This window comes from Streptomyces sp. NPDC058751 (genome assembly GCF_042746485.1).
Classification (GTDB): Bacteria; Actinomycetota; Actinomycetes; order Streptomycetales; family Streptomycetaceae; genus Streptomyces.
Genome location: NZ_JBHYPZ010000008.1, coordinates 24,330 through 36,710, shown reverse-complemented (window position 1 = coordinate 36,710; position 12,381 = coordinate 24,330). Strand labels below are relative to the sequence as shown.

The window sequence follows — 12,381 nt, the reverse complement described above, 5'->3', positions numbered from 1 at the left end:
CCCGGACGGGTCACGCCCTTTCGCGGCGCGCCGCGGTCACCGGCGCCCGGCCGGGCGGGAGTACTCCGACCGCAGCAGACGTCCCGCCACCAGCGCCGTGAACCGGATCGCCTCGGCCGCGGCCGGCAGCGGATCGTCCCGGCAGAGCCAGGCCCGCTCGGTGGGCCGCTCGCTCAGGAGGTCGGGCGGCAGCCTGCGCTCATGGCGCAGCCACGCGGCCGCCGAGGCGAAGTCCAACTGCCCGGCGACGAAGACCCGCCCCTCGGCCTGTTCGCCGTCCGGAACGGTCCGGCCGGTCAGGTCCAGATGCATGGCACGGACGACATCGACCCCGTGGACGTTCTCGAAGAGGCGGAACTGGGCGCCCGTGCGCGGGTTGAAGTCGACGAGCTTGTACTGCCCGTCCCGGCGGTCGAAACGCCAGTCGAGGTCCGCCAGTCCGCTGTAGCCGACGCGGCGGCACAACCGGTCCGCCAGGCCCGCCAGTTCGGAGTTTCGCAGCGACACCGCCCGGGCGGTCATGCCCGCGTACGGCGGCCAGGAACGCAGTTTCAGGCCGGTGAACAGGGCGCGCGGCACGCCGCCCGCACCGGAGTAGAGGTGGGTGATCCAGTCCTCCGCCTGCTGTCTCGGGATGTACTCCTGCATGAGGACGGGCGGCGGCGCGGCCTTCGGGAAGCGGTCGAGCAGTGCCCGCTCGTGCGGCACCACGGTGGTGGTGCCGCTGACGGCCGGGGTGCGGAGCCGGGTGAACGGCGCAAGGTTCTTGAGCACCAGCGGATAGCCGAGCTCGCGTCCCGCGTCGACCAGTTCGTCCCGGCTCCCCGGCGCCCGTGACCGCGGCGAGGGGACACCGACCTCGGTGCAGATCCGGTGCAGGCTCGCCTTGCAGGCCAGCAGCCGCGGCAGACGGGCCGGCACGGGCGGGATCAGGAAGCACTCCTCCAGCCGGTGGGCGTACTCCGCGAGCAGGATCGCCGCCTCGTCGTCGGTCGGTACCGCCACGCACCGGGTGCCGATCCTGCGGCCGATGGACAGCAGGCCGTCCGCGAGCCGCTCCGGTTCCTCGCGGCCGGTCGTCGGCCACACGAACCTGCTCGTGAGGTGGCGTGAGAGGGCGACCGGGGTGAACCGGTCCTCGACGACGGCGTGGACGGGGACCCCCAGCCGCCCGACCGTGCGGACCACGCCCAGACTGCCGTGGTGCAGGGGATAGTTGCCGATCCGGGCGAGGAGCACGGGCACCTCGTTGTCCAGCAAGAAGACCACCCGCCCCTCTCCGGGAAGCTTCTCCCGAAAGGAACTAACATGGATGAAGCTCGCAGGTCCATCCATGAGCGACTTGTCGCCCGTACTCATTATCCCCGGCAAACGCGGGTCGTGCCGCTGGCGGCCCGGCGAGGTCAGGTATGAAGACACCCGCCAAGATGTCCTCGCTCTCCGGTTTGCTGCCCCTCTACTTCCCGCGGGCGCTGGCCGGCCTCGACGACCGCCTCCGGGCCCACTGGCTGGTGCGCGGTGCCGGCCCCAGGGACATCACCGTGGTCCGGCGCCCCTCGCTCCCCAAGGCGGGCCTGCTGATGTTCGAGCTGCGGCGCGGCACGGGAAGCCTGGTGGTCAAACACCCGAGGAACGAGGCCGGGGCCGCCGTCACGGCGCGGGAGCGGGAGGTCCTCCAGGAACTCGGCGCCGACAGCCGACTGGCCCCCTGGCGCCCTCTCCTGCCCCGGGTCGTCGGTTCGCCGGGGCCCGCGGGGACCCTCGCCCAGAACACGCTCCCGGGCGTCCCGGTGGAGCGGCTGATCCTGGACACCCCCGACGACGCGTACGCCGTCTCGGCTCCCGCCCTGAGACTGCTGGCCGATCTGCGGGCCGCCACCGGGCACCGTCGTGCGGCGGCCGACCGGGCCCCGGCCTGGTGCGAGCGGCAGCTCACGGTCCTCTCGGCGGGAATGCCGCGTTACCGGTCCGGCCGGCGGGCGGCCGGGTTCGAGGCCCTGCGCCACCGGCTGGACGCGGCCCTGGCCGGTGCCGTGCTGACCGAGGGCTGGACCCACGGCGACTACCACCCCGGCAACGTGCTGCTCGGCGGTGTCCCCCTCCAGGTGACCGGTGTCTTCGACTGGAGCAGCGGCCGCTCCGACGGGCCGTGCGAGATCGACGCGTACACCTTCGTGATCGCCCTCCGCAGCACTCTCACCGGCCGCCCGCTGGGCGGCCTGGTCGCCGAGACGCTGCGCGCCGGCCGGGTACCGGACGCCGACCGCGCCCTGCTCGAACTGGCCGGACTGGACCCGGACCACGGTGTCGCCGATCCGGTGGCCGTTCCCCTGCTGAGCTGGCTGTGGCACGTGGCGAACAACGTCAGCAAGTCTCCGAGGTTCGGCCACAGCTACGGATGGCTCACCCACACCGTGGCGCCCGTGCTCGACGAATGCGCCCGCTGGGCCGGTGCGCGGCGGTGACGGCGCCGGTGCCGCGCGAGACCGAAGGGGACGACCATGCCCATGAAGACCGGCTTCAGCGCCCGTCGCAGGACCGTCAGGAACGGGGGCACCCGTGATTCCCTGGGACGGCCGCCCACCGTCGTCATCGGGGCCGGTCCTTACGGGCTCGCGACGGCCGCCTGGCTGAGCGCGGCGGGGACACCACGGCGGGTGTTCGGCGAACCCATGGAGTGCTGGCACACCAACATGCCCATGGGCATGTTTCTGAAGTCCGTTCCCACCGCCTCCTCCATCTCCGCGCCGGAGTCCGGATACCGCTTCGAGGACTTCCGCACGGCGCGGGGACTCGGACCCGTCGGTGACCTGTATCCCATTCCCGTCGAGGAGATGATCGCCTACGGGCGGTGGTTCCAGGAGCGCCGGGTGCCGGAACTGGAGCGCCGGAACGTCCGTGGCGTCGAGCACGTGGACGGACTGTTCGGCGTCACCCTGGACTCCGGGGAGGAGTTCCTCGCCGGGAACGTCGTGATGGCCACCGGACAGGTCCCGTTCGCCCACGAGCCCGCGGAACTGACCGGCCGCCTCCCCGGGGAACTGGTCTCCCACACCAGCGGGCACCGTGATCTCTCCCGGTTCTCGGGGCAGCGCGTCGCGGTCCTCGGCGCCGGGCAGTCGGCTCTGGAGAGCGCCGCCCTGCTGCACGAGACCGGAGCCCTCCCCACCGTGATCGCCCGCGCGGCGTCCGTGGCGTACGGCAGCCCGCCCGACACCGACCGGCCCTCCGACCGGCCGCGTCCGGTACGGATCCTCAAGCCGGGCTCGGCGCTCGGACCGGGCTGGTCGCACGTGGCGTGCTGCTACGGCGGCGGTGTCATCCGCCGTCTTCCGCGGGGCACGCGGATGCGGCTGCTGCACGCCGTGCTCGGACCGTCCGGCGGCTGGTGGCTGCGGCCCCGCATGGACGACGTCCCGGTGCTGTGCGGCCGTACGATCCGCTCCGCGGGGGCCGAGGACGGGACGGTGCGGCTCGACCTCGTGGACTCCACCGGGCACACACGGGTGCTGCGGGCCGACCATCTCCTGCTGGCCACGGGGTACCGGGTGGACGTCGACCGGCTCGGGCTGCTGGCCCCCGAACTCCGCCGCGAGGTAAGGACGTTCCGCGGCGCGCCGCGGCTGTCGTCCGGGTTCGAGTCCTCCGTGCCCGGCCTGTTCTTCACCGGACTCGCCGCCGCCCCCACCTTCGGTCCCGTGCTGAGGTTCGTCGCCGGCACCGGATTCGCCGCGCGCCGGGCGGCCGGCTCCCTCGCGGCCGGGACACGCGACCGCCCATGACGTCACGGGGCGTGGTGCTCGGTGTGCTCATGCTGATGCTGGTGGCATGCGGCGTGGACGGGCGCCCGTCGGGAACCGCGACGCCCCGGCCCTCGGCGCAGGGCGACTGGAGGCTGGTCTTCCACGACGAGTTCGACGGCTCACGCCTCGACAAGAAGCGCTGGGCCACGTGCTACGACTGGAACGAGGACGGCTGCACCATCAGCTCCAACAACGAACTGGAGTGGTACCAGCCCGGCCAGGTCTCCGTGAGCGGGGGGAACCTGAGCCTCCACGCCCAGCGCCGGACCGTCCGGGGCAGCGACGGAAAGGTCTACCCCTGGGTGTCCGGCATGATCTCCACCGGCCGGGACGACTGGTACGCCCAGCCGCGGAGGACCTTCACCTACGGCTACTTCGAGGCGTCGGTCCGCATCCCCCCGCAGGGCGGGATGGCACCGGAGTTCTGGATGATGCCCGCGAGCCGCTACACCCCGCCCGAGATCGACATCGTGGAGTTCCTCGGCACCACGCGCACGGCGTCGATGTTCGTGCACTGGCGCAACGCCGAGGGCGAGGAACGGAAGGCGCGGGGGACCTTCACCGCGGACGGGTTCCCCGACGGACACCACGTCTTCGCGCTGCTCTGGGAGAAGGACAGACTCGTCTGGTACGTAGACGGGACCGAGCGGTTCCGGGTGACCGAGCCCGAGCGCATTCCCCACGAGCCCATGGAGGTCATCCTCAACCTGGCCGTCGGCCTTCCCTACACCCCGCCCCCGGGCACCGACTCGGCGCGCATGCTCGTGGACTGGGTCCGGGTCTGGCAGCGCTGACGCGCTGCCGGCCGCGGGCCTCCCGTATGCCCGGCCGCCCGGCCCGAGGTCAGACGGGTATCGCGCGGTACGGCCGTCCGGCCACCGCTCTCGCCCGGCGGTAGGCCCGCCAGCCCCGGGTGCGCAGACTCTCGGCGAACGGCGCGACCGGGGCCCCGGCACCGCCGGTCCAGAGCGCGAAGCGGTCCGGTCCGGTGTCGGCCTGGACCATGAGCCGGGCGAACCTCAGCGGGTCGTCCTCCTGCGAACTGAAGGCCGAGGCCGCCCGGATGGCGGCGGCCGACGTCCAGCCGGCCTCCCGCACGAGCGCGCGCACGGTGCGGCTGGAGTAGCCGTGCGGGTAGGCGAAGGAGTCGACACGGTGGCCGAGCGCGTCCTCGATCCGCCGTTTGCAGCCGGCCACCTCCTCCCGCACCGTCGTCCGCGGCAGCGTGTCCAGCTGCGGATGGGTCTCGGTGTGTCCGCCGATCTCGACCCCGGCCGCGTCCAGTTCCCTGACCTGGGCCCAGCCGAGTGTCGCCACGGACGGGAACGGCCCGCCGTCCGACGGCTCCAGGGCGCCGGTGGTCACGTACAGGGTCGAGGGAAGTCCCCGGGCGGCGAGCAGCGGGGCCACCGTGGTGGCGAAGTCCGCGTATCCGTCGTCGAAGGTCAGCACCGCCGACCGCGGTGGCACCGGTGGGCCGCCCAGCAGGGCGGCGACCAGCTGCCGCAGCGGGACCACGCGCAGTCCGCTGTCGGCGATCATGTCCAGCTGCTCCACGAACCTGCGGGGACTCACCGTGAACCGCGCCAGCCACGACGGCGAGTCGTCCGACACCGCGTGGTAGAGGAAGACGGGAACAACGCTCATGACCGGGTCCTCCTCACCGTTCCGCGCTCATGCCCGGCCCGTCGTCGCGGGCTCCGCCGCTCCTCGCGGACGAGGTGAGGAGTCCCGGGAGCCCAACGGCCGTATCGATCCGACGAGGTAGCCGCCGACGGTCGCGCCCACACCACCGGACAGCGCCCCGATCGTACGCAGCGCGCCGGGGCGCCGGAGCCGGGACAGATTGCGGACGAGGGCGCGCGGGACGACCGAGCGCACGTACGCGCGCTCGCTGGACAGCGCCGGTCCGCTGCCGCAGCGCCGTGCGACCAGCGCCTTGGACAGTCCCTCGATGTAGCAGCGGTTGCGGAAGTAGGCCCAACTGGTACGGGACTCGGGGACCCGGTGCCGTATCTCGGCCCTCGGCTCGTACAGCAGGACGGCCCGCGGGTCGTGGGCGGCGATCCGCAGACACAGGTCCGTCTCGTCGCAGCTCGCCGCCGGACGGCTGCCCACGCGTCCGAGGGCGTCGAGGAAGCCGCCGACCGCGGTCAGTTCGCTTCTGCGGAAGGACATGTTGGCGCCGATGAAGTTGCGCACGGGGGCGGTTCGCCGGGGCTGTCCCCGGTAGGAGCAGCCCACCACCCAGTCGAACTCCGGCGGGAACCACACCGGGCGTCCGGTGGCCCACCACGGCCGGACGAACCCGCCGACGCCCACCACGCGGGGGTCGGCGTAGGGCGCCAGCAGACGGCCCGTCCATCCCGGCTCCGCGGTGGCGTCGTCGTCGAGGAAGGCCACCACCTCGGCACGGGAGACCGCCACTCCGGTGTTGCGGCCCCCGGACAGACCGCGCCGGTTCTGATTGGGCACCACGCGGACGCCGGACAGCTCGCGTTCGGCCCGCTCCAGGAGGGCCCGGTTGTGGTCGACCACCAGCACGACCTCGTCGGCGGGCGGGTCCTGGACCAGCACCGAGGCGATCGCGGCCCGCAGGTCCTCCCAGCGGTCGAGGGTGTAGGCGCAGATGACGACCGCGAGGGTGGGAAGGGTGCGTTCGGCGGAGAGTGCGCTGTTCATGATGAGCCTTCGGTGACGGGGACGAGCCAGCGGGACCGGGACACGATCAGGAAGCCGGCGATCAGGCACTGGGTGACGAGCCAGGCGAGGCCCGCGCCGATGAGGCCGACCACCGGCAGCAGCAGATGGGTGAGCCCGAGCACCAGGACGCACATCGCGACCTGCAGCCACACCGCCCAGCACAGGCGCCGACGCGCCCGGGCCACGTCGATGGCCACGCTCAGCAGCAGGTTCGGCAGTGCGGACAGGGCCAGCAGCCGCAGCAGCATGCTTCCTTCGGCGGCGTACGAGCCGCCGAAGATCGACAGGATCTGCGGGGCCGCGGCGACCAGGACGACGGTGACGCCGCCCAGCAGGAGACCCGAGTGGCGCAGGACGCGCAGGGAGTGCTCCACGAGTCGTCCGGGCCCGCGCACGGACTCCGCGAGCAGCGACGTCCCCATGTTGCGGGCGACCAGGTAGGGCACGTAGGCGACCCCCCAGGCGACCGAGTAGAAGGCGCTCTCCTCGGCACCGCAGTTGTTCAGCACGATCAGCGGGACGACGGTGTACCCGGCGGTCCGGAACAGGGAGCCGAAGTAGTCGGCCGCGGCGTACTTGAGCATGCGGGGTGGTGGCGGCGCGGTCTTCGTCTCCCGCTCGTGCCGGGGGATGCCCCGGCCCATCAGCACGAGGTTGGCCACGAACAGCGAGACCAGGAGGGCGCCGGCCCACGACATCAGTATCCCGGAGAAGAAGCCCAGGGCGGCGCCGAGACCGAGCAGCAGTATCTTCACGAGGGCGAAGACCAGGTTCTCGCCCACGACCCAGCCCGGCATGCGGACCGCCGTGAGCGCGCCGTCCTGGAGGACGAAGACCGCGTATCCGGCCGTCGCCACCACGAAACAGGCCGCGGTGACCGGTGTGAGCAGGAAGCCGAGTCTCGGTGCGATCACCGGCACCACCGCGAGGAACACCAGGGCCACCACGATGCTGAAGGAGATGCTCGCCGCGTAGCAGGTGAGGACCAGACGGCGGCTGCGGCGGCCGGCGGTCGGCACGAACCGCACCAGGAAGTCGTTCAGGTTGAGCTGCCCGATGCCCGTGAGCAGGAGGGACGCGGAGAGCGCCGAGTAGCTCAGGCCCACGGTCCGTTCGTCGTACCAGTGGGTCGCGAAGGTCCAGAAGAAGAAGCCGAGGCCGGCGTTGACGAGGGAACTGACCGCGAGGACGTGTCCTGTGCGAAGGACGGGCTCGCCCGGGAGCACCGCGGTGACACCGGCGCGCAGCATGACCAGGGGGCCCCGTCGGGCGCCTGTGCCCTTCACGGCGGAGTCGGTCATCGAACCGGTGTCCAAGCCGCTCACCTCATCGGGTTCCGGCGCCGGAACCGGTGAGACGTCCGCGGAGATAGCCGAAGGGGCCGTAGAGCATCCCGCGGATCTCCGTGAGCGCCAGCTGCCGGGACCAGTCGGCCTCGGGATCGGCGCCACGGGCGCACGATCGGGCCATGGCGTACCGGACGCCGCGGGGCAGTCGCCGCAGCAGGGCGGGCAGCCGCCGGGGGCTGCCCAGCAGGGCGCCGGTGAGGTAGGCGCCGAGGCCGGCGCCGTAGCCGAAGGCCTGCGCGGTCACGGCGTCCCGCGTGCGCCGATGACAGTGCCAGACGATGGCGCCCGGCTCGTAGACGAGGGTGTGACCGGCGGTCAGGATCTCGAAGAAGGCGAGCAGGTCGTCACCGCCCCGGCCGGGCGTCCCGGCACCGGTGGCGTTGTCGAAGCCGCCCAGCGCGCGGAGCGCGTCGGCACGGAACGCCATGTTGGCGCCGGAGCCGAAGCGGCCTGCGGTGAAGGGGAACAGCGGGTCTTCCGGCGGGTCGGACAGCGACCAGGTGCGCGGTGCGTAGCCCTTGGCGAAACCGCCTTGGTGTTCGAGGGCGTTCTGGGCCGGGGTCTCCAGTTCGGCGGGCACGATCAGACCGGTGACACAGCCGATCCGCGGGTCGCGGGCGAAGGCCTCGGCCAGCGTCGGCAGCCATCCGGGGTCGGCGAGCGTGTCGTCGTCCGTGAAGGCGACGACGGATCCGCGTGCCCGGGCGAGGCCCGCGTTGTGCGCGCGGGCGAGCCCTGCGACGGGTTCGCGGACGTAGCGGACCCGTCCGGCGAATTCCTCGCGCAGCAGGGCTTCGGCCGCGCCGTCGGCGGGGGCGTTGTCGACGACGATGACCTCGAACTCGGGGTACGCCGAGCGCAGCAGCGACCGCAGGCAGTGGCGCAGCTGTTCCGGCCGGTCGCGCGTGGCCACGATGACGCTGATGACGGCTGTCCGCCGGGGTGCGTGGTGCCGCGCGCCTTCCTCGGAGGGCTCGCTCCGGTTCGCGGCGTGGTGCCGGGTGAGCTGCTCGGCCAGCTCCACGCTCGCGGTGTCGGCGAGCGCCCGCCACAGCTCGTCGGGCCCCGGGGCGTCCACGGCGCTGACCATGCCCAGGGGGCGCCCGTGCAGTCGTACGAGTGCGCGGGCCTGTTTTTGCGGCCGGGCCGGTCCCCGGTCACCGGGCAGCCGGAACTCGCCCGGCCGGGCCAGGTCGATGTCGACCACCGGCACGGGGGGCCGGACGAGGGGGGAGCGGACCGGGGCGGCGGTCACGACGCGCTCGTCTCGGGCTGGACGGCCGAGGGCCGGACGGCGGAGGGGCGGGCGGCGGAGGACCGGGCTCCCGGCCGCTCCGAGAGCAGGGTGCGCAGCACGCGGCGCCCGTCGGATATGGCGTGGAGGTTCGAGCAGCCGCTGCGCCGGGGCAGTTCCAGGCTCGGCACCTCGGCGATGCGCAGACCGGAGCGCAGGGCGTGCACGATCATCTCGGCCTCGATCTCGAAACCCACGGCGTGCAGGTCGAGCTGTTCGAGGAAGCTGCGCCGGAAGGCGCAGTAGCCGTAGCACAGGTCGGTCAGGCAGGCGCCGTACAGCCGGTTGGCGGCCATCAGGAGCACGTGGTTGCCCATCCTGCGGATGGGGGTGATGTCGAGCGAGCCGCCGCCCGCGACGAACCTCGAACCCTTGACGAAGTCGTAGCCGTGGTCGAGGAAGTGCACGAAGTGGGGGATCTCGGCCGGCGACATGCTGCCGTCGGCGTCCATCATCACCACGTAGTCGCCCTTGGCCGCGAGGAAGCCGGTGCGCAGCGCGTTGCCCTTGCCGGGGCCGCTCTGCCGGACGTTGCGCACGGTCGGCAGGCAGTGCTGCGCCATGGGGACGGTGGCGTCGGTGGAGTCGCCGTCGACGAGGATGACCTCGTCCACGCACGCCGGGATCTGATCGAAGACCCAGGCGATGTTGCGCGCCTCGTTGAGGGCCGGGACGACCAGGCTGACGGTGCCGTGCGCCTCGGCCTCTCGCTGGTCACTGATGATCGGGTCGTTGTACATGATCATGCATCTCCGAGTGCGGCCTACGGTATACGTTTACAACGTATATCTACACCTTTACCCGATTTGTCGGAGACGTCAAGACGGCGACCAGGTCTTTTGGGCGACTCGTGAGCGTGCCCGCCGGGCGGGCGCGGGGCGAAGCCCGGTGGTTCGGGCGTGCGGGACACCGTCGCGTCGTTCTTCGTGCGCCTCGCGGCGGCCCGGAGAGGCCGCCGCGGCTCTCACTCGGGTGCCGGCGGCTCGGACCGGTCGCCGCCGGCCGTCCTGGAGTCCGGGTCCGGGGCGGTTCGCGGGACCCGGCGCGGCCATTCGCCGGGCCGGGGCAGCAGGGCCAGGACCGAGGTGGCGGTGGCGAGGGCGAGCAGCGCCCGGGTGACGGTGAACGCGTCCGCCAGGAACAGGGGCTCCACGACGAGCACCGCCATCGACAGACTCAGCGTCAGGGCCAGGGCGCCCGTCTCCAGCAGGGTCGTGCGGTCCGTGACGCGCACGGCACCCGTCCGGGCCCACCGGGAGGCCGCGAGGCCCGGACAGACGAGCAGGAACGCCGTCGTCACCGGGCCGCGCAGGACCGGGGCGTCCGGCAGGAGGGTGACCACCGCCAGGGCCACCCAGCCGGACAGCGCGAGTCCCCAGCGCAGTGAGGTCATGTCCCCGCTCAGCTCTTCGGGCCCTGATAGCGGTAGACCACCGCGTCCTTGGTGCGGTACACGGGGAAGTAGTCCCGGTTCTTCGACAGCGCCGAGTCCATACGTCGTGTGATGCCGGCGGGCAGGATCCCCGTCTGGTAGATGTCGGCGGCCTGGGCCCGGCTCAGGATGATGAAGGCGGGCTGTTGCGGGCTGGCCCGCTGGACGAACCCCTCGAGGCCCTTAACCGGATCCCTCACCAGGCGCAGCCGGTCCTCGATGTCCTGCTGGACGAACTCCACCTGGGGGTTCTCGTCGTAGCGCGTGTACAGGCCGGGTACGCCCGAGGTCAGGGTGACGACCGTGGACCCGGGAGGAGCGGTGGCCGCGACGAAGCGTCCGGCCGCCACCTCGTCCTTCGTGAAGTAGTTCGCCGATTCCTTGCCGTAGTAGCCGAACACGAGTCCCCCGAGCAGGGCGAGCAGCAGTGGACAGGCGGCCAGCACCTGCAGGCGCGGCCGTCTGACCCGCCCGAGGAGGAGGACCGCGATCAGGAGCGAGGCCGCGGGCAGCGCGAAGAGATACGCGCGAAAGATCATCTCTCCGCCGTAGGCGTTCGCCGCCAGGACCGGCAGCGGGGCCACGACGAGCAGGTGCAGACCGGTGCGGCGGACCCAGGGGCGGGCCAGGAAGGCGACGGCCGCCAGGGCGAAGACCGTGGCGGACAGGCCCCGGTCGACCCAGGCCACCACGACGTGCCCCGGGGCCGCGGTGCCGAGGGCGGCCAGTCCGGAGACCACGTTGGTGTCGGGTTTCAGCAGCGAGCCGAGGAAGTCGTGCAGGTTCTGCGAGATGTAGGGGCGGGCGACGGTGGAGTTCCAGACCGCGGTCAGCAGGAGCGCGCCCGCCAGGACGGGCAGCACGACCCGTCGGTTGCGCCGCGGGAGCGACAGCGCCACCAGGGCGCTGAGCAGCATGAGCGGGGTCAGGGGGTGCGAGGAGATGATGACGGCCGCGAGCACCATGACCAGCACGAACCGGCCGACGGGCCACCGGTCGGTGCGGATGTCACCCGTGCGGTAGAGCACCGAGGTGGGCAACTGCCCCATGACCAGGGCGATCAGCGTCACGAAGAGCAGGAACGCGAAGGCCTGGGGCGCGAAGTAGTCCTGCCCCACCCATGAGCACGAGTAGTAGACCCAGGCCGCCCCCCAGATCAGCCGGCGGTTCCGGGTCACCGTGCGGTAGAGCAGCAGCAGGGGAGCGAGCAGTACGGCGTTGTAGACGGGCGGGGTCCAGGTCGCGTAGCCGAGCGCCGAGTCCAGGCCGGTGGCCTGCAGGAAGAAGGCGTTGAGGTCGAAGAACCCGGGCCACTGGTTGTAGATGTCGAGCTTGCCCGCGTTGGGCACCTCGCCGTGGTGGCGGATCACCGCGTCGGTCACCGCGACGTGTTTCCACGCCCAGCTGTAGCGCAGCGCCGGGTAGAGCAGCGTGGGGGTCGCGTGGATGACCGCGATCAGCCCCAGGACGTAGCCCGCGAACCATCCGGCGGCGGTGCGCCGGTCGGTCAGCGCCAGACAGAAGCCGAGGGCGAGCAGGCCGAGGGCGATCCAGAAGAGGACCGGCAGCACCTGCAGCAGGCCGTAGTCGCGCATTCCGGCGAGGTTCACGTGGCGCAGGGACAGCAGCCAGAGGGTGAGAGCGACGGGAAGGACGAGCCGTGCCGTCCACTGGCGTGCCGTGGTCCGGTCCGAGTGACGTCGCTCCCCGCCGCCGGCACCGGGCCGCCGCGTCACAGCGCTGGTGAAGGACGCCATGCGTCCGCTCGTCAGCGTCTGGAGCTTGCCCATGAAAGGGTCT

Annotated in this window: 11 protein-coding genes; 3 read left to right on the top strand and 8 right to left on the bottom strand. The window is 72.3% G+C overall.

The features are described 5' to 3' along the window. Positions 1-36: 36 nt before the first annotated feature. Positions 37-1,269, bottom strand: coding sequence for an ATP-grasp domain-containing protein (locus ACFW6B_RS10055; RefSeq protein WP_386593982.1), 1,233 nt, complete (start codon positions 1,267-1,269; stop codon positions 37-39). Positions 1,270-1,409: 140 nt separating this feature from the next. Between ACFW6B_RS10055 and ACFW6B_RS10050 the strand changes: the two genes are divergently transcribed. Genes ACFW6B_RS10050 through ACFW6B_RS10040 form a run of 3 tightly spaced genes read left to right on the top strand, consistent with a single transcriptional unit; the run spans position 1,410 to position 4,597 of the window. Further along, complete coding sequence (locus ACFW6B_RS10050) at positions 1,410-2,465, top strand: phosphotransferase (RefSeq protein WP_386593980.1); 1,056 nt, start codon at positions 1,410-1,412, stop codon at positions 2,463-2,465. A gap of 36 nt (positions 2,466-2,501) precedes the next feature. Beyond that, positions 2,502-3,782: an NAD(P)-binding domain-containing protein gene (locus ACFW6B_RS10045; RefSeq protein WP_386593977.1), complete on the top strand. Its 1,281-nt coding sequence runs from the start codon at positions 2,502-2,504 to the stop codon at positions 3,780-3,782. Beyond that, a complete protein-coding gene (locus tag ACFW6B_RS10040; RefSeq protein WP_386593975.1) occupies positions 3,779-4,597 on the top strand; it encodes a family 16 glycosylhydrolase in 819 nt (272 codons plus the stop codon). The genes ACFW6B_RS10045 and ACFW6B_RS10040 overlap by 4 nt, the downstream gene beginning before the upstream one ends. 49 nt (positions 4,598-4,646) lie before the next feature. Here the strand turns inward: ACFW6B_RS10040 and ACFW6B_RS10035 are convergent, their stop codons facing one another. The 7 genes from ACFW6B_RS10035 to ACFW6B_RS10005 form a co-directional block, all read right to left on the bottom strand. Continuing rightward, a complete protein-coding gene (locus ACFW6B_RS10035) occupies positions 4,647-5,450 on the bottom strand; it encodes a polysaccharide deacetylase family protein (RefSeq protein WP_386593973.1) in 804 nt (267 codons plus the stop codon). Positions 5,451-5,477: 27 nt separating this feature from the next. Next, positions 5,478-6,485, bottom strand: a complete 1,008-nt coding sequence (locus ACFW6B_RS10030; protein ID WP_386593971.1) for a glycosyltransferase — start codon at positions 6,483-6,485, stop codon at positions 5,478-5,480. Beyond that, complete coding sequence (locus ACFW6B_RS10025) at positions 6,482-7,822, bottom strand: lipopolysaccharide biosynthesis protein (protein WP_386593969.1); 1,341 nt, start codon at positions 7,820-7,822, stop codon at positions 6,482-6,484. Before ACFW6B_RS10025 ends, ACFW6B_RS10030 begins: the two co-directional genes overlap by 4 nt. 10 nt (positions 7,823-7,832) lie before the next feature. Then, positions 7,833-9,110 carry a glycosyltransferase family 2 protein gene (locus ACFW6B_RS10020; protein WP_386593967.1) on the bottom strand — a complete coding sequence of 426 codons (1,278 nt, stop codon included), beginning with the start codon at positions 9,108-9,110 and terminating at the stop codon, positions 7,833-7,835. Further along, positions 9,107-9,895 carry a glycosyltransferase family 2 protein gene (locus tag ACFW6B_RS10015; RefSeq protein WP_386593965.1) on the bottom strand — a complete coding sequence of 263 codons (789 nt, stop codon included), beginning with the start codon at positions 9,893-9,895 and terminating at the stop codon, positions 9,107-9,109. Before ACFW6B_RS10015 ends, ACFW6B_RS10020 begins: the two co-directional genes overlap by 4 nt. A gap of 218 nt (positions 9,896-10,113) precedes the next feature. Then, positions 10,114-10,542 carry a hypothetical protein gene (locus ACFW6B_RS10010; protein ID WP_386593963.1) on the bottom strand — a complete coding sequence of 143 codons (429 nt, stop codon included), beginning with the start codon at positions 10,540-10,542 and terminating at the stop codon, positions 10,114-10,116. 8 nt (positions 10,543-10,550) lie between these two features. Then, the gene (locus ACFW6B_RS10005) at positions 10,551-12,371 is read right to left on the bottom strand and encodes a glycosyltransferase (RefSeq protein WP_386593961.1); all 1,821 of its coding nucleotides are present in this window, start codon (positions 12,369-12,371) and stop codon (positions 10,551-10,553) included. Positions 12,372-12,381: the final 10 nt, after the last annotated feature.